The following is a 19,366-nucleotide window of genomic DNA, read 5'->3' as shown; positions in this document are numbered from 1 at the left end:
TTCCTGTTAAAGATTAATCTTTTGAAAGTAGGTTTTTAATTTTAACAACCCAGATTCAAGCTCAAACTGTTGTATTTTAGGGTTTTTAAACTTAAATCCATTGGAAATATGCGTATTAATCATAGCAGCCATGCCTTCAAAGCCTAAAGGCGCACTCGCGACTAAATCAGTCAGCAAAGGCTCAATTAGTGGCTGATGCTCTTCAATTAAATCAGGCTTGTTGTAAACATCGTTTACAAGCTGTGTGAGAGTTTGTTGGTGTTGTTGTTCCATAATTGTCTCTATAACTCCATGTTATTTAATTTTTTATGTTGTTTTGTTCAGCAAGTGCAAGTAACTCCGCGGCACGCTCTTTGTGATAGTTAATCAACGTGTTTTCATATACATACTGAGCATGTTCACCCATTGCAGCCCAGTTCTGCTGGGCCTTATACAAATATGCTAATTCCAAATGTGCAGCGGTTATTAAAGAGTTCGGCCGCTCGATATCTAATGTGATAAGCTCTTTATAAAGTGACATGGCATAATTTATATCTTGCTCCACAAACGTACCTGTCCTATATAACCATGCAAGTATTGAGTATGCTTTGGGTTCTTTTTTTTCCATTCTTTTTTTGGCTTCAGCAATTAAACGAGAGCCATCACCAATATGCATACTTAATGTTACTAAAGAATTCCAGTATCCCATCTCAATCGCTTTCTCACACCAAAGCTCTAGTTTTTCAGGTGCATTAATCAAACTTTTGTGGCATTGCTCTGCGGCTACTTCTCCCGTTAAGTCTGGATCATTAATATCTATTGAATTATCCCATCTTGGGCCTGCGGCATATAGGAGGGGCGAAAATACACACAGTAAAAAAAGAATTCTAAACATATTACTTCTCAAGCAACTTTTTTTCGGGAAGATGTACTGTATAAGAAGAAAAAGGAGAAGGTATGAAAGATCCCTTTCTTGAAAAGTAAACTTTTCTCAAAGATTTATCAGCATTAGACTGGCCTTCACAAACCCCATTATTAAAGCACGTTACTCCACCAATATACTCTATAAGACTAATGCTACTTACATTTAAACCTAGCATTATTGAATCGATACCAATATGTTTATTACCTGCGTTAAATGCGTGATATCGATGCATAAAAGCAACAATACGGGTACTTTGAGTTCGTTTTAATTCGGCATTAAAAATATTCGCCCACATTTGATTTCTTTGAATATGAGAATCCATACAGGTACTGTTGTCTGCTTGCTCCCAGTTACAGCGTCCATCGATTTCATCCATCATTTCAGTTGACATATCTAATGGAACAATCTTCATCCCTAATGAGTTGGCCGCTCTCACTAATTCACTGTAACCAGTACTCGCAGCATCATTCCAGTTCCAGTCTTCTTGGAAATGTTTTTTTATAGCATCAAAACCCTTTCCAGTTCGCTGATAGAACTCTATTTTATCTTTAATGTATAAAGGCAACATTTCCATTGCAAAGTGGGTAAAACCTGCAGTTTTTAGCTGTTTAAGTGCCTTAATTGCCTCATATTTATACGATAGAGGATTGTGACTAGACTCTGCAATTATCACCAAGCGGGCATTTCCTGCCATTGTTTTATAGTTAACATCCGTGTTTATTTTACTCATATATTCCCTATCCATTTTATTAAAGCTCTTCAGTAAGCTCTTAGGTATTATTTACACCAACCAATACTGTCGCTTATTGTGGCTACCTCTTTTTTATGTTCAGTCAGCCAAGACTCGATAGCTAATGACGATTTAAATTCAGACCCTGTACCTGGCCAGTAAAAATTTCCACTTTCATCAACACAAAGTGCTATATAGACAGGCTCTGAATTAAAAATAACATCTTCTCCAGCCTCAACATACATATCATAGTTTAAGCTCTTGATAGGTTTGCCTTTGTAAGTAGAGAGTACATCCGCATAATAAACATGCTTTTCCGAATTATCACCTTCTTGAAAAGCCTCTACTTTAGTGATTTTAACTTTAGCAAGAAACTGAACATTTTCTGATGCTACTTTGAACCCATTTAGCTCTAAGCTTTCAGTAACGTTAGCTAATACAGGCTTAGTTAAAGCCAAAAAAGCGAATACAATGATAAATATTTTTTTCATTAGGCCTCACTTCCTGCGACTGATGCATTTTGTGTATAAATAGGCAAACTCGCTGACAATGAATCAAAGCTAGTCGGAACTACAAAGTCATCCCATACATCCTTTTTATACTTTGCTACATTAACACTGTTACTTTGATTGCCACCCAACATATATAAATAATTACCATCAACACTTTGACCTACTACAAACGCAACATGACCCCCACCCTTTCTAGATTTTATACCTATAGCGCCGTAAACTGGTTTACTAATAGGTTTGCCAAAGTTGATCCACTCTTTAGCTCTGAAAGCATTTTTTACCGGGTCCATGTTATTTTGCTGCATAACCCAAGCAACAAACGAGCCGCACCAAGCATTTTGCCCACCACTATCATCAGTACCCCAAAACTTTGATGCCTTGAAATACTCTAAGATACGCGGATTTGCTTTTTTGCCAGCGACTTCTGTCTCTCCAACTTCAGCATAAGCTGTTTTCATCCAAAATGCAGTTGTCACTGGCATAACTGGAGGCGTTTTAACTTTACTTAGCAAAGCCAAACCCGCTAGTTTCTCGTTGATCTTTTTGTGAGTTCGGCCATTTGGGTCTATTTTTCCATCTGGACGCACCATACCTAGAACTTTGCTTTGAAACTGTTTAATTGCGGCAACAGTTTTAGAGTTTTCTGGGCGAGAACCTAAACGTCCGTCCACTGCTAATGCGTTTGTTGGTGAGATAAGTTTTAGTAATTTATTTAAAGCGGTTTGTACTGTTTTTACATCGACTGGGGTATTAACACCACCTAGTCCAACAGATTGGGTTATTCTTATTGCTGACATGTGAAGGTCCTTTTCATGTATTTATTTTCAAAGCCATTTCATATTAACGTTCGACGAAATGGCTTATTTAGTACCTAGGGATACTCAATTGATTATTAATTAAAGTAGTTAACCGCCTGAAGCATTAATTCTTATGTAGTTCATTAGACATAGAGACAATATCTGCCATTATGCGTTTCTCGCCCAATTCAGCCAGAAAGTTCAAATGCTCAATCGCCTTTACTTTCTGCAAATTTTCAAGCTTATTTACACCACCAAGAGCCAACGCGGGAACAAACGCATACATTTCATCAGCTTCTAAGGGGCCAAGCTTCTTAAGTGCTTGTTCAAACAAAGGCTTTTCGTCAACACCTTTTTGATCAAATGACTCTTTACTTTGAACTGCAAAAAATAAGTCAATTGAACGTTCCTCCCCTCGCTCCTTTAATTTTTCAGAGTAATCTGTTGGGAAAATCATGCCAAAGTTTGAATTAACATCTATACTCTGACCTGATGTCTTCCCCCAAACAATTAAATCTCCAAAGGCACCGCGGCCAATAACATAATATTTATCTAACCCGTTTTTTTCACGTTCAGCGAATTCGGTGCCCTCAAGCCATGTTTGTAAAATATCATGGTAATCCTGTGGGTTAACAATCCAAAAAATGCCATCACCCCAGCCACAAAAACCATACTCTTGCCAGTATTCAAGCAAACGTTCAGGAAGTTTGCCTTTAAAAAATTCAAGCGTTTCATTGCTTGGCATTGTCGCTTTTATCGCGGGACCAAATCCCGCATAATTGTAAAAGTTATCAAAAAACTTATTCATTTATTTACACCTATGTAAATCTACATTCATCTTAGCATCTGGTCCTATCTCTTCGAGTGCTTTTTGAGCCTGAGCATCCATTTTTGCGACACGGCTTCCATCTAATTTATTGCCTGCAGTATCTCTACCATTATTCTTCCACTGTGAACCAATTGACTTATTGACACTTGCATCGCCTAAGTCCACTACACTATCATAACCGCCAGCTATCATATCAGGGTTGTGAAGAGCATTAAGGGTTTTCATGTCTACTTCAGCTAACTCTTTAGCCTTGTGAGCAGCTTCATCACCAAAAAACTCTCCACTAGCAATCAGTTCATCCTTATATTTATTTATCAATTTAAATCGGAACTTTTCTCGTGCCTCTTGTTGAGCAGCCCCCGTGCCTTGACGGCCAATTTTTTTGTATGCCTCACGATTATCTAAGTACTCTTTAACTGTCATGTCGTTAATACCATCTTGCTGGCCTTTCAATTGACGATCATACTCAGCATCTGTACCTTTTTTATTCTTTTTGAAACAAGCAACTTTATGTAAGTCCATTTCTCTAGCTGCTTTTTTAGCTGCCTGAGTCACCGTTGTTTGTGCCGCATCTGCGACATCATCTAACTTTTTAACCGCAGGCTCGAGTGCTTTGTCAGCTACTCTCCCAGGTATAAGTGCAATACCCGCTGTTGCAACCCCAGCGGCTGTGACGCCTGTTTCTACCATTTGGGTTATTGCCTCAGCAGCATCTGCAAACCCTTCTACGAACCACTCTACGGGCACAATTGCAACTGGGGTTATTGCATCAGCCATAGGGTCGTTATGATCATACGCAGGCACTTCAATTGTTTTAGTTTCCTTACAACTCAACCCCAACGGATCCACCCAATTCACTGGATTAGGCGCATACTGATAATGATTAATACCACCAACCAAGCCAATCGGGTCTTGGTTTATAAAACGTTGTTGTTTGGGGCTGTAATAGCGGTAGCGGTTGTAGTGAAGGCCACTTTCTTCATCAAAATACTGCCCTTGAAAACGTATTGGTTGAGTGAAGCTGTTTTTAATAGATGCCTCAGGCTCTTCATAGCCATACACATCCGCGTGATTTTGCCATACCACTTCTGCGTTGTTGTTAGTTACAAAACGTGGGGTGTTGAGCTGGTCTAGGTGGTAGTAATACACCTCACCTTGTTTAATCAGTGCGATTGGGTGAAATTGATTGGGTAGGTTGATGTACCAGGTATATTCGCCGTGTTGGTATTCGCCAATTAGCTGGTCGTTATCCCAAATGTAATCAATCTTGCCATGCTCGGTATGCTTGGCAATGCGTCGACCCAATGGGTCGTAGTCGTAATGAGTGAGCGTACCATTGTTATTAAAGCTGCTTAATTGGTTGAACGCATTGTATTCACGGTGTGTTTTAATACCTTTACCGGTTTCACGAATTTGGTTACCACATTCATCGTAATGAAAGTCGCTGTCGCCAAAGTGTGTTAGGCGGTCTGCTTCGGTTGCAGTTTGAATGACAGTATCATCGGTTAAATCACTATCATCTGATGCTCTAACCGAATCATTATTTTCAACGAGATTAATTACATCACTGGTATCAGCTTGCTGGTCGGTTAATTCGCCATTTTTTAGTTTTGATTGGCTAACAGGGTTACCAAAGCTGTCCCACTGGTATTGGGTAGTCGTATCAACCTCAGCGCTTGCTAGGTTTTGCTTAATTAACTGACCAAGGCTGTTGTATTCAAAATTAATGTTATGACTACTAACCCCTTCTTCTTTACGCGCAATTAACTGGTTAACACTGTCGTAATTGTATGTACAGGTATCGAATAGTGCTTGCGCAGAATGGGTTAACTGCTGCTGTGTTAAGCGGTTGAATACATCAAACTGTTGAGTAAGGGTGACCTCATTACCAAAGTGCTGTGTTTGAATGTTATTTTGGCTGTCGTAACCAAGTTCAACCAGTTTTGTTAAATCGCCACTGGCCTGTTTTACTTGAATTGCACTAAGCTGACCAAATTCATTGTAGTGATAATCAAGCGTTGTTGAGTCTGGCAGAGTGAGAGACTGCCTTCTACCATAGTCATCATAGGTGTATGCAAGTTTATGTGTTTGATGTTGATTATGAATTTGCTCAACACCGATTAATCGCCCACCTTTATCAAACGCTTGTTTTATCGTTGATTGCGCATTATGAGCGCGAGCTATTTTGCCTTCTGCCGTGTAGGTGTAATGGTTAGCGTTATTAATGATTTGTTTGCCTGTGGCAAGGCTTGCGTGCTGCGAAATTATGCGGCCTAGTTTGTCACGCTTAATTTTTACATGGCGTTTATCGCTTTGTGTTACTGACACTAAGCGATTACAAGCATCATACTTGTATTGTTGTATCGTGCCATCAAACCCCGTTACCTGAGTTGGGTTTTCATTTGCATCGTAGTTTATACGGTATACATGGCCGTCACTGCGCTCAATTGCCGTTAAGTTGCGCTCTTTATCATAAGTTAAATGCAGTGCGCTGCCGTCGGGTTGAATAACACAATGCGGCTGGCTTAGCCCTTCAAAGTGTTGTTCTGTGGTATCGCCGTTGCTGTTTTGTGAGCTAACTAACCTACCCGCTTCATCGTATGTGAAGTATTGCTGTTGTTTATTTTCTGGATCATTTTGAGCAAACGCGGTGGTTTGCACAAGTTGCCCCTGCTCATTGTATTTATACTGAGTAAGCAGCCCTGCTTGGTTTATTGTTGCATTAATGCGGCCTAAGTTATCGTAGCTATAACGAATAAGCTCATTATTATGCTGCTTAGCAAGTAACTCACCATGCTCGTTCCACGTATATTTTAAAACATGACCGTTAGGCGTGATATGTTGCGTTAAGTTACCTTGTTGATCGTAGCTATAAAGCGCAATTCGACCATCTGCTAGGGTTTCGCTTTGCAGTAATCCAGAGGCACTGTACTTACGTTGGATCTTGTCGCCATTTGGCAAGATAGTTAACACTTGTTGGCCGAGTTGGTTATAGCCAAACTGAGTACGAGTACCATCAGGTTGAGTGACAGAGGCAAGCTGACCATACTCTGTATAGGCATACTGAGTTTGATTGCCCAAGGGGTCTGTTTGTGTCAGCTTTTGTCCAAGCGCATTGTATCCGTAGGTTGTGGTGTGACCGTTGGCATCCGTATGCTCAATCAATTTACCTTGTTCGTTATGAACAAAATGCTCTTGATTACCGCGAGAGTCGATACTGGTTGTTTTATTCCCTTGATACTCAAACTCATAGCAATAGGTATTGTCATCACCCCATTGTTTTATACATTTGGCATCGTAACCGTATGAATCCCATTCAAAATGATGACTAAAACCGCTTGCTCTGGTCCGCTTTATTAATAAATGCGCAGCATTGTACTCATAGCGCTCTTGCTCACCATGTTGATTTGTTGCCGCAACTAAATTTTGCTGTTCATCATATTCATAACGTGCCAGAGGCTGATCAATCTGAACAAGCTTATTTTGTTCATTTGTTCTATAAGCATGAACTGTTTTTAGCAGCCCTTGTTTATTATATTTTAAAACGCAACCACGTGCTTTATTCACCTCAATACGCTCTAAGCGCTCTTGAGAGTCATAATAAAAACGTGTGCTTTGGCCTTTTTCGTTAATGATCTTTTCAAGTAACCACGCAGACTCACTAGGCATAAACGTTAAGTGATGGTCATTCGGTGTTACCAACACTTGTTTGCCATTTGTTTTGTAATGTAAGGCAAGGTTACTGCTCAGCTGGTAGCTAGACTGGCCTGGTTTTACTTTTTCAAATCGATGAGTCGCACCATGTTCATCATGGTACTCTAACCAGTAAGTGCCTTTTTTCTTCGGGCCAACTTTTGGGGGTGGTAAGTAATGCTCTGTTAATTTCACCATGTAATCATGGCGCCACCCATTACCGAGCAGTGAGCGTTGATTACACTTTGATGAGCGATACAAACGTCGCCAATTAAGTGGCTTATTCGCAGCGAGCGTAAAATCCACTAACGGCAGTATTTCCTCACCCGTCAACATTGAAACAGGGTCTGAACGACATTCTTGCTCTGTAATCGGGGTTTCACTGGCAGTGGCATTGCTTGCCCCCCCGCTATTACTTGCAGGTGCTTGCGTTGCTTTTTTACCGCTACTTGAGCTGCTTTTTGATTGTGATTTTTTGGCTTGCGATGAACGAGTATTATCGCTCACTTGAATAACTGTTTTCGCTTTTTGTCGGTAACAGCTCACTGCGCCTGAGGTAAGCGCACTCACTAAGGCTGTGGCGGTTTCACGCGCCGATGCCTGCCTTGGACAATGAATACCCGCAGCTTGTAGTAGTTGAATGAGATCTAGACGTTTCGATGCATCACCACTTAATGCCGTGCCTAACTCAGCAACGTACTTGTACGCACTATCCGGCGTGCTCGTCGAAACAGGCTCAAAGCCACTGGGGGCTTTTTGCTTAGCTAACACCACACAAATTGGGTAGCTTATTCCTTGTAAAACAACTGCTCTGCTATCCATTAGTTGCACACTTCCTTACTTGTCCATAAGTATGACGCGACGGCTTGGTACTTGTTACTTTCTTGAGTTATCACTAACGCCTGAGACAAACTGTCATTGTAAAATGGGCTATTTGTCAGCGTTGCAAGGTTGATAATCCCTTCTAATGCACCTAGTTTTCCTAATTTATAATTAGGTAATTGAAAAATCGTCTGTTCATTAATTTTGTTACTTAACACTGGTAAATAATTTAACCAGTCATCACTTTCTACGCCATTTCCTGGGGCGAAAATTATATCTATTGGCTGCTCATTAAGCGATAAAACACGCTTTAGCTCCCCTTGAATAGGGTTATGCTTAGCAAGGTCTATCGAAGCAACCATCTCTGCTGATTGTAACATCCAACCAGTATTTATAAACTCGATATTAGCCGTGCTTGCAGCAACACCTAAATAATCAAACTGTTCGCGCTTATTTGCCTTAAAAACACCATCAATGGCAATCACTGTTACATTTTCAAGGCTGCTCTGTTGAGCCAGCATAAGTGCTGAATGTATACCATGACAACCTTCAAAAAACAGATGCTCTAAGGGCGTGCCAAAGCATTGCTGTAAGCTCGTTGCAAAAAGTGTTTTTAGTTCACCTTGAAACGGCAACGCAGGTAAAAGCCACATTACAGTACCATTTTGCGCGAAATCCGTTTTAAAAACAGACTTAGCTTTCATGATGCAGTCATACACAAACGCATCAGTTGAATGCCAAGGAACTACACAGCCTTCACTAGAGCCACCCTCTAATAGTAATTCTTCAGGACTGAGCTTGTACGGCGTTTCAAACTGATCAATGTTAATTTTAAATGCACTCAATGAACACTCTCTTGATAGTTTTTACTATCCAACTTAAGTGCATTTAAAATTGCTAATACTTGCCAGCTTTGTTGATCAACACCTTGCTGTTTTACTTTATCAATCGGTTGATTTAATGCATAGCCATATACTAAAGTCTTGCCAATGTAATATGACTCGTGCTCAGGCCAATGCTGGTTAAACTGCTGTTGAAAATCAACGATCGCTTGTGCATCTGTTTGTGCTTGCACCTGAGTTTCATAGGCCACTAAATTATCTAATTCAGCCCCCAAACAACGCTTTATACCATTAATAAGTGGCTCTGCATCCTCAACATCCGATAACAACGACACAACTAACGGAACATATTTAGGCATGCCTGTATGCAACATCACTTGTAACGCCTCTTCTCGAGACAGTGCTTGGCTTGCAAAGTTGCACACATGATTCACGCGTTGTTGATCCAGCAATAATAAATAAGCAGACATTAACGGTGAATTAATTAAATTTAGCTCAGCAAAATCGTTCGTGGTTTTAAACAACGCCTTTGTTGTTGGTAATTCTATAGCGGCTTGTTTAAATGCTTTAAATAACTCAGCATGCTGAGCAGACTGACTAAAGTAAATCGGCTTAAGTGCATCAAATGTCTGCGCATAAGCCATTTCTGTACGACCCCGATAAATTGCTAACTTTTCAATGAGTAGCTGTTTAACTGGCAGCTCTTTTTCGTCATTTTCATTTAACTGCGCTACGCACTCATGGGTTAACTTTTTAGGTGACGTTAATAACGTGACCAAGCATGCTTCAGCCAATGTGCTTGCTAATACTTCGCCAGTGTTCAACTCTCGAAGTGCTTGCAGTAACTGGGCGGCTGACAATGTAACTGGCAGAATCTCAGAATCGTAAGCATGAAGTTTTAATATAAGTTGCTGACGAGCTTGCATCAAATAGTCAACAGAATAAAAAGGGTTCTGTTGTGCATTGTGTAGTTGATTTAAAGTATTTGAATGCGCTTTTAGCAACATAGCAAGCATGATTAACCGCCGATCAACACGGTTGGATTACCAACGATAATTTTGCCGCCATGAGACGTTCCGTCTCCCATTCTAGCTGCTGGCTTTCCGTTTATTTTAACGGTAGATGATCCGCTATTGATGCTATCAGGAGGGCCAACACAAATCAGCATATCCCCTTTTCTTGCTGCTGGCATACTACCAATTAATACATTTGATGAACCCGCCACAATTGGGCCACCAACGTGAGGAACTTGTGCAGTTACTTTAGGACAAAGGTGCATATGACCAATTGTTGAAGCGGGTTTACCCATAACCTATTCCTTGTTTTCACATCCATTAATCGTACAGAGGGATAACTTGTAACTTATTAACACTCACAAGCTTCGCCAGCTCTTCTACGATATCATCATACGATAAATCGTTTATGATTGAGCTGGTCTGTGTCGCATATTGATATACATAAGAAAGCACATTACTACTGTTCAAATTAGGGTGAAGGTTATAAAAAAATTGCTCAGCAAAATAACCATCATGGCCTTTAAAGTAATCAATTGGCAGACTCAAAAAAGGATCATCCGGACGGTTTACCGATAAACACACTAAATGCGGTAAACCATAGCGACAATACACGGTAAAGCCGCTGCTAGCAGCTCCATGAACAGCACCTGTTTGAAAAGTTGTAATCAGTTCCATAGCTTAATTCAGCTTAATCATACCGGCAGAGAGTGTAATTGCACTGCCATCTACTTTTACATTACTGCCTTTGATATCAATATTTGTGCCTTCAATGGCAATATTACCACTGCTGCTCATCGTTATTTTTGCTGAGCCCGTTTTAATAACAATTTCTTTTCCAGCTTCAATGTTAAGTGTTTTACCCACTTTTAAAGTGTCATTATCGCCAATATCAACCGTACGATTTACTTTTATTTTCGCGTCATCGTTGTTGCCAACTTCTAGAAAACGATCGTTATCAATTTTTTCTTTTTGATCGTTCTTTACATACAATTGTTTGTCTTTTTCTGCTTGCATGTAAACTAATTCGCTGCCTTTTTTATCTTCAAAACGCAGCTCATTAAAGTTATCGGCCCCACCTTCTTTTGTAGAGCGAGTTTTTATACCACTTTGTGTTTTTTCAGCAGGTAAAGCATACGGAGGCATTAGATCGGCGTTATAAACCGCGCCGCTAATAATCGGTTGGTCAGGGTCACCATTTATAAAGTCGACCAACACCTCTTGTCCAACGCGAGGGAAAAAGAATGCGCCCCATTTTTTACCGGCCCAATTTTGAGCAACCCTAATCCAACACGAGCTTTGAGAATCTTTTTTACCTTCACGGTCCCAATCAAATTGCACTTTTACACGACCATACTGGTCGATCATAATTTCATCGGCACTATCACCCGTCACGATGGCCGTTTGTACACCGTTTATAACAGGTTTATTTTTAATATGGGCTGCACGGTAAGGCACATCTTTTGGAACACATTCAAAGTGATTAGAAAAAACCTCTTCAGTTTGAGATTGTTGTCCGCCAGATTGGTTTGGCACCGTGATCGCGGTTAGCAATGAGGTAATTGCAAATGTTTTGCCCTCTAGGCGCGGATCTTCATGCTTTTTAAAACTGAACAGTTTACCAACAGAAAAAGATCGGCAGTCACTTCGACCACTACTTAATTTCATATTTCGCTGTAGTGACTCTAGCTGTAACGCTGCTAAATTTGCAGCACGAGGATGCGTTTCTGCTTCGCCTGTGTATTCAAATACTTCGGCAACCGACTGAGTGGGTAAATCAGCTTTAGCGTGATCACCATCAGGATATCTTGGCGGTTGCTTAAAATCATAACCAATTCGTTTGTAGCTGCCTGGTGCTAAACTTAAGCCACCTTGCCATTTATTGACATGGGACTCGCTTAAATGGCCAGAGCTAAACACAACTTTAGCCTCCGCGCACTCTTCATAGGCAGTGATATCATCCGCAAGAACCAAAGTATGATTACTTTTACTGTGTTCGAAGAAGTAAAAAATCCCTTCTTGTTGTAGTAATCGCTGAATAAAGTCAAAGTCAGATTCTTGATATTGAACACAATATTCATACTTAGGGTACGTTTTAGTGGTGTTATCTTTGAATGCAACATTATGCTGACCAAATAAATCAGCAAAAATATCTTGAATGGTTTTCTTTTGAAAAATACGACTGTTCTTTCTGTTACGCATTGACGCTGCGTAAGGAACAATCGTTGCGTGATAATCAATATAGTTCTTTTGTTCGTCAACATCAGCCGTGCGGCTTCCGTTAGATACCAACTGGCTAACAATACCATGAAAGTATCGCTCACCTGCACCGTCGGCATTTCGAACTTTTATGGAAACAGGCTTACCAACAAGATCTTCATGTGCGATTTGCGTCCCAATAGTGAACATATTCACTGACATCACAAACAAATCTGACATCGATTCTTGTGCGACAAGTCGAGTCAAATACAGTGCGTCTTTGCCTGCTGGGGTGTTTATCTGAATTACATTTTTATCTTGTGTTGCTTTTTGCATTCCTTGCTTCCTATTCCTACAGATCAAAAAAGCTCTGAGTAAAACTCAGAGCTAGTCGGTTTTGCAAAAAATTACATTTGCTGACCTTTAACGCCACTGTAACCATAAACAAGTGGTGCAGTGATGTTGTTTTTATCATCAGTAGGCGTCACTGTCATCATCATTTCAGTGTAGCTGATAGTGATAGTTTCAATTGGGCGATCGTTTTGAACTGATACAGAGTAGCTAGAAATCATTGCATCTGTTAATTCGATTTTCATGATTTCTTCAACTTTATCACCTTGTTTAGTGATATGGAAAACAGCCGGTAAGCCTTTACCAATAGTTGCTTCTTTGAATAAGTCCGGAGACGCTTTATCTTGAAGTTTAGTGATAGTTACATCGCCTAAACGAGTTGAGCTAGACTCACGGTCCATTGCTGTACCAGTGTGAGCTGAAATTTCACGACTTACATTCCAATCTAGTGATAAAACCGTGATTAAGTCTTTGAAAGACTCAGCTGTAGTTTCACCTTTAATTGAACCGTATTTTAAATATGTATTTGCTTGCATATGATAATGCTCCTTTTTAATTTATAAATTTTATCCATTAAACTGGATTATTTACTTTTGGTTACCCAAAATTCCTTTGAAATCACTATCTTTAACTGCGCAACGAAAGGGTCTTCTCAATCCTTTCCCTAGACGAAGACAATGTCTCAATGTTCCATCAATTAATGAAGACGGAGAAATTATAATCCGACTCAAAAAAAGAAACAAGAAAACTTATGATTAATAATTAACTTACTTTAAAATCAAAGTGACCATCATTAATAAATAATGATATCTCATTTAACTGCTCACCTGAAACTATGTTATCAAGTAGTCTCTTCGATAAAAGTGGCAATACATTATTTTGCAACAATGTATGTATATTCCTAGCACCCGAACCAGAGTCATTGCAATTACTAACTATATAATCAATAACGCAATCAGAGTATACAAGCTCAGAATTATAATTATTCTTAACTCGCTTACATATTTTATTCAACTGTAGTCTTGCTATATCTGCAAGAGTACTCTTACTTAATGGAATGTAAGGAATAACATTTATGCGGCCAAGAAACGCTGCTTTAAACACATCTAACAAATCATTTTGTAATGCTTTTTGCAGACCGGCAATGCTTGGTGCAGTCTCCTCATCCTCAAATAAGCTCATTGTGGTGTCGGTACCCACGTTAGAAGTCATGATGATGATGGTATTTTTGAAGTCGATATCTCTACCTTCACCATCCTTTATCGTACCTTTATCAAATACTTGATAGAAAATATCGTGAACACCTGGGTGTGCTTTTTCTATTTCATCTAACAAAATTACGCTATAAGGTTTACGACGAATAGCTTCTGTTAGTACACCGCCCTCACCGTAACCAACATAACCAGGAGGAGAGCCAAGTAACAGCGACACTTTATGCTCTTCTTTATACTCAGACATATTAATGATGGTGATATTTTCTTCACTACCATACACTTCGTTCGCTAAAGAAAGCGCAGTTTCTGTTTTACCTACCCCGCTTGGGCCTGCCAACATAAAGATACCATTAGGACGGCTTTCATCGGCTAAATGTGCTTTCGATGTTTGCACAACTTTCGCAATCAGATCGAGTGCATGGTCTTGGCCTACAACACGTTGTTTCATAGTATCAGCAAGTTTTAAAACACTGATAACTTCATCTTCATGCATTTTACCTACAGGAATACCAGTCCAATCAGAAATAACTTGGGCAATTAATTCATCATCGACTTGCCAATGCACCATATTCGAATCAAATTGTGCAAGGTTCTCTTTATACTGCTGCAGTTTCTGAATTTCCTCAGCGTTGTCATTGTCATCATCGTTAAGCGCAGTAAGTACTTCTTTTACGTCTTTAATTAATGACATTTCACTCTCAAATTGCGCTTTTAGAGGTTCAAGCTGCTGAGAGATTTGTTCACTTTTTTCGTTAAGTGTTGCAAGTATCTCGCTGTGATCAAGGCCTGTACGCTGTTCACGGCTTAACATAGCAATTTGAGATTTAATTTCTGACTGCTCGTTTTCTAGCTTTTCAATCGAGTTAGGTTTAGATGCTTGGCTCATAGCAACGCGCGCGCATGCAGTATCAAGTAATCCAACCGCTTTATCTGGCAGTTGTCTGCCAATGATATAGCGATGAGATAAGTTAACAGCGCTTTCTAATGCTTGCTCAGAAATAAATACATTATGGTGTTTTTCCATCACTGGCACTAAGCCGCGTAACATAGCAATGGCTTTTTCTGGTGTTGGTTCTTCCACTTTAACGACTTGGAAACGTCTTGCTAATGCAGCATCTTTTTCGAAAAACTTCTTATACTCAGCCCATGTTGTTGCAGCAATCGTTCTTAACTCACCACGCGCTAATGCAGGCTTTAATAAATTTGCCGCATCATTTTGACCCGCTTGGCCACCGCTGCCGATCATGGTGTGTGCTTCATCGATGAAAAGGATGACTGGGTAAGGGGCATTTTTAATTTCTGAAATAAGTGACTTTAAGCGATTTTCAAACTCACCTTTCATACCTGCGCCAGCTTGTAATAGTGCAAGATCTAAAGTATGGATTTTTACATTTTTTAATACTTCAGGAACACTTCCTTGCGCTATACGCAGTGCTAAACCTTCAACTACCGCAGTTTTACCTACCCCTGCTTCGCCCGTTAAAATTGGGTTGTTTTGTCTGCGGCGGGTAAGAATATCGACCATTTGGCGGATTTCAAAATCGCGGCCTAAGATAGGATCAATTTTGCCAGCTTTAGCTTGCGCCGTTAAATCAACTGTAAACTGATCGAGATTAGGTGTTTTCGATGACACATTTACCGGCGCATCTTGTTGTGTCTGTGAAGCAGGGTTTACCTCATTCGACTTAGTAACAAGTTCTGGCCAAGCATGTAAAAGTTGCCCTGCATCAATTTTATTGAACTCTTTACTACAACGGCTGACAACGCTTGCTAACGTATCGTCTTTCACTAGCGTATAAATAATGTAGGCACTGCGTATTTGTGTGTCTGTAAACTCAATGCTTGTACTTAGCCAAGTTTGTTTCAATAAGCTTGTTACATGAATTGATAAACTAGGTGATGAGTTACACCCTGTTTTATGCGATTCAAGTGACTTATTTAAGTCGTGCTTAAGTTTGTCTTCATCAATATCGTAAGCACTTAAAATGAGTCTAAGGTCATCAACTTGCTGTTCAAGCAATGCTAAAATCCAATGCTCTAGTTCAACAGTAAAATGGCTGCGGCTATTACAAATAGCAACAGCTAGCTCAAGACTTTTTTTACATTCAGGACTTAGCTTTTCAACTAGTTTATTTAGTGTCATGGTAGACATAATATTTCCTTGTATTTATTTATCCTTTAAACGACAACTCAGTGACGTTTCCCTTACGAACACCACTTTGCGGTAAAAGAAAGCTATTACAGCCTAATTGAAAACGCTCTTCTTTTAGTTGTGTTGCATCTAATTCATAAAAATTCGACTTAATAACCAGCTCATGTTGAACTTGATTACCGAGAAAATCTTTCGTTATTTTGTGTGCCAGATCGTATAAATCTCTGCGCGGTAAAAGACGCGTTGTTTGCTTTGCATCTTTTGGTTTAACAATCACTTTTACTTTTGTAGAAATATCCCATACTTGCTTTCCTGCCATCGCATCAACACCTAAACGCGCATGCTTTGCATTAAAACCCGTACTGGTTATTTGTGTTTGTTCGCTTTGTTTTAATGGTTGCCACTGGCCAACAAACTGCGCAATCTCAACATCACAATCGAGATAGAAAGCGAGAATATTTCGCAAATCAGCAGCATTACGTGCTCTTCGGCTAAATAAGCCACCAAAATACAACTGGTGCGGGGCACGACCGCCGCTTAGCAAAGATAAGATCTTTGTATGTTGATCATGCTCTTTATTGGCAAAGTTAAGTGTGGGCTTATACTTCTTCCAAGCACGATAATATAAAGAGACTAAGCGATGATTAAACATGTCATAGAAATCACGCATGGTTGTATCTTTAAAGCGCAACCTTTGCATCACCAGCTCACTATAAAAATGAGGCAACGCACCAGAGCATCCCGTCATTCCCATAAATGAGACTTCCATATTAAATTTTGTGGCGCCTTCGTATGTTCCTGATGATTTTAGGTTTGTGATCGCATTGCCGGCAAAACCAAATTTTTGAGTGGCCGAAAAACGAATAAGTTCTAGTTTAGGGTGACTGTCATAGCCAACCTTACGATACTGCTGCGCAGATTCTTGTAACTGTGATTCAATAATGAATACGGCTTTATAAAAATCAGTTTGAGTTGCACTGTGCAGTAACTTATCAATCATAGTAAAACCCCAGAACCAACCCGAGCAGGCCATTGATGGTAAACTCGATCTTGCTCTTTGAGTTTTAAACTCAAACGGGTGAAGCTATTAATTGAAGCAAATTGTGAGAAAAAACAATCTAAAACAGATGCAAAAAAGAATACACCACTGCCCGAGAAGTCATCATTTGCAAAGGTAATTTCGATATCTGTGCCAGATGCAAACGCCACTCGACCATTTTGCACTACACGCGCCGTTGCTGGCTCAATCTTTACATTGTAGATATTATCGATCATGCCTTTTGATTGTGGCGTTGCTTTGAAATCATATAATCGAAGTGTTTCTTTCAACTTATCGACTGCGTTTTCACCGCTAAATGAATCAATGGTAAGGTGATTAATTAACTGCCAACGCGTGCTACTTCCTAATACCGGTCTGACTGCGTGAGTAGGTGCCACTAAACACCTAATTTTTTTAATTACATCGCCCCGTTTTGGCATAGACAAACCAAGTTCATCATCACCAAACGGTAAGCTTGCTGGCAGATTTCGGTTACTGCATTGAGCGCGCACGGTTAACACACTATTGCCTTCACTCAGCTCTTGGGCGCTATTTTCAAAGCCACCATTAACTAAAGATAAATAGGTTTCTGTCCCCGCCTCTGCATAGCCGCCAGCCCATAAAGCGGTTTCACGGCGTGTATGCCAAAATAGATCTTTATGTTCTTGATATTTAGGGTGTGTTTGCCCATAAAAAGGCGTAACGATTTGTTTATTACCTTTATGGTCAAATGCCACGACTTCTTCAATGCTTATGATTTCAGATATTTCAGAATCGATATAACGTGGTGCAAGCTTGTACTCGTACTCACTTAGCTCAGGTCTGATCGGCTCAATTTCTTGTTCAAACATATTAATAATGGGTGTGCATCCCAATAAGAACATGTCTTTATCAACCTGTTTTTCTAACTCTGTAGATTCTGTATCTAAATAGAAATACAAGGTCGTTGTGTTTGAATCACGCGGCAACACATGGCGAATATTTTGTAATTCGAAAAATTTAAACTTTTCAGGAAAGATAAAGTGTTCAACCAATAACCTAAAGCCAGATGAAGAGCGAAATGAATAAGGCACTACAGCCTCATCGTGCTCAAAACCAACAGGCTTTAAATGCTCATTTGACAGATAGTGAACACCTTCATCGCCATTATCAACGGCAATACCAATACAGTGTTTAAATAATAATTCGTACACTTTTAACGAAAAATGCCACTGCCCGTGTATAAATACTTTTAGATTATTAAGCTCAGTCTCATGCAGCGGTACTCCTTCGTACTCACCTGTGAGCTGTACTTTGAAAATGGCTTTTGCAGGCTCATTCCAAGTTGGTTTTGGTGCAATAAACGGACTATTATCAAATTGAGCCGCCGTGATTTCAACTGGCCAAAGGTTGGTGTCAAAGCAGCTTTTAAACTTACACTGCTTCATGTTTTCAACATTAGTCTCGACTTCACTTCCTCTCGGTATGACGATACCGGTTGTCGATAAGTTTTCTGACTCAAGCTTAATAACAGACAATGAAGGGATAGGTGCTTGGTAATCGGGATAGAGCTGACCTAATAGTGCATCTGTAAGTTCAGGAAAACTATCATCAAGCTTTTGTCTGATGTTGGCTGTCAAAAACGCAAATGATTCAATCAACCTTGAAACATGAGGATCTTCAATCGTTTCATCACTGAGCTTTAGTCTTCCAGCAACCTTTGGGTACTTCTCAGCAAAGTCTTTACCTAAGTGGCGAACATACGCCAACTCACGGTTGTAATATTTTAATAATTCATCATTCATAGTGAAGACTCGAAAATTTTCATGCCAAGGCTAACCGGCTCAACCTCAGAGTTAAAACTAATAAACTCAGGCTCAGGATCGGCATATAACAATGCATTTATTCTTAGGTTTAAAACACGATTAATTGGCAACTCTTCGTCAACTAACACTTCAACTTCAATGAAACGCGGCTCAAATCGTAAAATGGCATCGCGTACTTTTTCGCACAACACGAGTCGCCCTTCATGAGAGCTCACAGACATACTCGAAAAGTCGGGGAGCCCATAAGATAAGCAAGATGTCGCAAGCTCAGTATACTGACTAGGCCATGTATGCCATTGAATACGAGCATTAAGCAAAGCTTCCATATCTCGTCGCACTGAATTTTTTAACTGAGATAAACTAATTCCATCCGTTCTTTGTGGCGACTCCTGAATTTCAGGTTCATCGTCAATTAAACGGTCTAGAATCGAAGCTTTAAGTGACTGTTTGCTTTCAATCATGAT

Annotated in this window: 17 protein-coding genes; all 17 read right to left on the bottom strand. The window is 39.9% G+C overall.

Features of this window, described 5'->3' with window-relative positions; all coding sequences use genetic code 11:
* Positions 1-6 precede the first annotated feature (6 nt).
* Positions 7-273 (bottom strand): hypothetical protein, encoded by a 267-nt coding sequence (locus tag L0Z67_RS17640; protein WP_062567639.1) that lies wholly within the window; start codon positions 271-273, stop codon positions 7-9.
* A gap of 25 nt (positions 274-298) precedes the next feature.
* The gene (locus tag L0Z67_RS17635) at positions 299-874 is read right to left on the bottom strand and encodes a hypothetical protein (RefSeq protein ID WP_237115418.1); all 576 of its coding nucleotides are present in this window, start codon (positions 872-874) and stop codon (positions 299-301) included.
* A 1-nt stretch (position 875) separates the two neighbouring features.
* Positions 876-1,634: a hypothetical protein gene (locus L0Z67_RS17630; RefSeq protein WP_237115419.1), complete on the bottom strand. Its 759-nt coding sequence runs from the start codon at positions 1,632-1,634 to the stop codon at positions 876-878.
* A gap of 47 nt (positions 1,635-1,681) precedes the next feature.
* Positions 1,682-2,125: a hypothetical protein gene (locus L0Z67_RS17625; RefSeq protein ID WP_237115420.1), complete on the bottom strand. Its 444-nt coding sequence runs from the start codon at positions 2,123-2,125 to the stop codon at positions 1,682-1,684.
* The gene (locus L0Z67_RS17620; protein ID WP_392353595.1) at positions 2,125-2,943 is read right to left on the bottom strand and encodes a TIGR02594 family protein; all 819 of its coding nucleotides are present in this window, start codon (positions 2,941-2,943) and stop codon (positions 2,125-2,127) included. Before L0Z67_RS17620 ends, L0Z67_RS17625 begins: the two co-directional genes overlap by 1 nt.
* A 124-nt stretch (positions 2,944-3,067) precedes the next feature.
* Entirely contained in the window at positions 3,068-3,751 is a 684-nt protein-coding gene (locus tag L0Z67_RS17615) for a GAD-like domain-containing protein (RefSeq protein WP_237115422.1), read from the bottom strand.
* Complete coding sequence (locus tag L0Z67_RS17610; protein ID WP_392353593.1) at positions 3,752-8,287, bottom strand: polymorphic toxin type 15 domain-containing protein; 4,536 nt, start codon at positions 8,285-8,287, stop codon at positions 3,752-3,754.
* The gene (locus L0Z67_RS17605) at positions 8,287-9,132 is read right to left on the bottom strand and encodes a hypothetical protein (protein WP_392353591.1); all 846 of its coding nucleotides are present in this window, start codon (positions 9,130-9,132) and stop codon (positions 8,287-8,289) included. Before L0Z67_RS17605 ends, L0Z67_RS17610 begins: the two co-directional genes overlap by 1 nt.
* Positions 9,129-10,145, bottom strand: coding sequence for a hypothetical protein (locus L0Z67_RS17600; protein ID WP_392353589.1), 1,017 nt, complete (start codon positions 10,143-10,145; stop codon positions 9,129-9,131). The genes L0Z67_RS17605 and L0Z67_RS17600 overlap by 4 nt, the downstream gene beginning before the upstream one ends.
* A 2-nt stretch (positions 10,146-10,147) precedes the next feature.
* Positions 10,148-10,438, bottom strand: coding sequence for a PAAR domain-containing protein (locus L0Z67_RS17595; RefSeq protein ID WP_062567648.1), 291 nt, complete (start codon positions 10,436-10,438; stop codon positions 10,148-10,150).
* Between the two features lie 25 nt (positions 10,439-10,463).
* Positions 10,464-10,820, bottom strand: a complete 357-nt coding sequence (locus tag L0Z67_RS17590; RefSeq protein WP_062567649.1) for a hypothetical protein — start codon at positions 10,818-10,820, stop codon at positions 10,464-10,466.
* 3 nt (positions 10,821-10,823) lie between these two features.
* Complete coding sequence (locus tag L0Z67_RS17585; RefSeq protein WP_130151803.1) at positions 10,824-12,677, bottom strand: type VI secretion system Vgr family protein; 1,854 nt, start codon at positions 12,675-12,677, stop codon at positions 10,824-10,826.
* Between the two features lie 71 nt (positions 12,678-12,748).
* A complete protein-coding gene (locus L0Z67_RS17580) occupies positions 12,749-13,228 on the bottom strand; it encodes a type VI secretion system tube protein Hcp (RefSeq protein ID WP_062567651.1) in 480 nt (159 codons plus the stop codon).
* Between the two features lie 226 nt (positions 13,229-13,454).
* On the bottom strand, positions 13,455-16,058 hold the full coding sequence (gene tssH / locus L0Z67_RS17575; protein ID WP_062567652.1) for a type VI secretion system ATPase TssH: 2,604 nt from the start codon (positions 16,056-16,058) through the stop codon (positions 13,455-13,457).
* Between the two features lie 19 nt (positions 16,059-16,077).
* The gene (gene tssG, locus L0Z67_RS17570) at positions 16,078-17,058 is read right to left on the bottom strand and encodes a type VI secretion system baseplate subunit TssG (protein ID WP_062567653.1); all 981 of its coding nucleotides are present in this window, start codon (positions 17,056-17,058) and stop codon (positions 16,078-16,080) included.
* Positions 17,055-18,881: a type VI secretion system baseplate subunit TssF gene (gene tssF, locus L0Z67_RS17565; protein ID WP_237115426.1), complete on the bottom strand. Its 1,827-nt coding sequence runs from the start codon at positions 18,879-18,881 to the stop codon at positions 17,055-17,057. Before tssF ends, tssG begins: the two co-directional genes overlap by 4 nt.
* Positions 18,878-19,363: a type VI secretion system baseplate subunit TssE gene (gene tssE / locus L0Z67_RS17560; RefSeq protein WP_062567655.1), complete on the bottom strand. Its 486-nt coding sequence runs from the start codon at positions 19,361-19,363 to the stop codon at positions 18,878-18,880. The genes tssF and tssE overlap by 4 nt, the downstream gene beginning before the upstream one ends.
* Positions 19,364-19,366: the final 3 nt, after the last annotated feature.

It is taken from the genome of Pseudoalteromonas sp. PB2-1, from assembly GCF_045040605.1.
Lineage (GTDB): Bacteria > Pseudomonadota > Gammaproteobacteria > Enterobacterales > Alteromonadaceae > Pseudoalteromonas > Pseudoalteromonas arabiensis.
This window is presented reverse-complemented; position numbering and strand designations above follow the sequence as displayed.

Excerpts from the sequence above, each read along its gene's own strand:
- tssF (WP_237115426.1), bottom strand. The coding sequence starts at position 18,881 with ATGAATGATGAATTATTAAAATATTACAACCGTGAGTTGGCGTATGTT.
- L0Z67_RS17630 (WP_237115419.1), bottom strand. The coding sequence starts at position 1,634 with ATGAGTAAAATAAACACGGATGTTAACTATAAAACAATGGCAGGAAAT.
- L0Z67_RS17590 (WP_062567649.1), bottom strand. The coding sequence starts at position 10,820 with ATGGAACTGATTACAACTTTTCAAACAGGTGCTGTTCATGGAGCTGCT.
- L0Z67_RS17580 (WP_062567651.1), bottom strand. The coding sequence starts at position 13,228 with ATGCAAGCAAATACATATTTAAAATACGGTTCAATTAAAGGTGAAACT.
- L0Z67_RS17595 (WP_062567648.1), bottom strand. The coding sequence starts at position 10,438 with ATGGGTAAACCCGCTTCAACAATTGGTCATATGCACCTTTGTCCTAAA.
- L0Z67_RS17610 (WP_392353593.1), bottom strand. The coding sequence starts at position 8,287 with ATGGATAGCAGAGCAGTTGTTTTACAAGGAATAAGCTACCCAATTTGT.
- tssH (WP_062567652.1), bottom strand. The coding sequence starts at position 16,058 with ATGTCTACCATGACACTAAATAAACTAGTTGAAAAGCTAAGTCCTGAA.
- tssG (WP_062567653.1), bottom strand. The coding sequence starts at position 17,058 with ATGATTGATAAGTTACTGCACAGTGCAACTCAAACTGATTTTTATAAA.
- L0Z67_RS17620 (WP_392353595.1), bottom strand. The coding sequence starts at position 2,943 with ATGTCAGCAATAAGAATAACCCAATCTGTTGGACTAGGTGGTGTTAAT.
- L0Z67_RS17635 (WP_237115418.1), bottom strand. The coding sequence starts at position 874 with ATGTTTAGAATTCTTTTTTTACTGTGTGTATTTTCGCCCCTCCTATAT.
- L0Z67_RS17625 (WP_237115420.1), bottom strand. The coding sequence starts at position 2,125 with ATGAAAAAAATATTTATCATTGTATTCGCTTTTTTGGCTTTAACTAAG.
- L0Z67_RS17640 (WP_062567639.1), bottom strand. The coding sequence starts at position 273 with ATGGAACAACAACACCAACAAACTCTCACACAGCTTGTAAACGATGTT.
- L0Z67_RS17600 (WP_392353589.1), bottom strand. The coding sequence starts at position 10,145 with ATGCTTGCTATGTTGCTAAAAGCGCATTCAAATACTTTAAATCAACTA.
- tssE (WP_062567655.1), bottom strand. The coding sequence starts at position 19,363 with ATGATTGAAAGCAAACAGTCACTTAAAGCTTCGATTCTAGACCGTTTA.
- L0Z67_RS17615 (WP_237115422.1), bottom strand. The coding sequence starts at position 3,751 with ATGAATAAGTTTTTTGATAACTTTTACAATTATGCGGGATTTGGTCCC.
- L0Z67_RS17585 (WP_130151803.1), bottom strand. The coding sequence starts at position 12,677 with ATGCAAAAAGCAACACAAGATAAAAATGTAATTCAGATAAACACCCCA.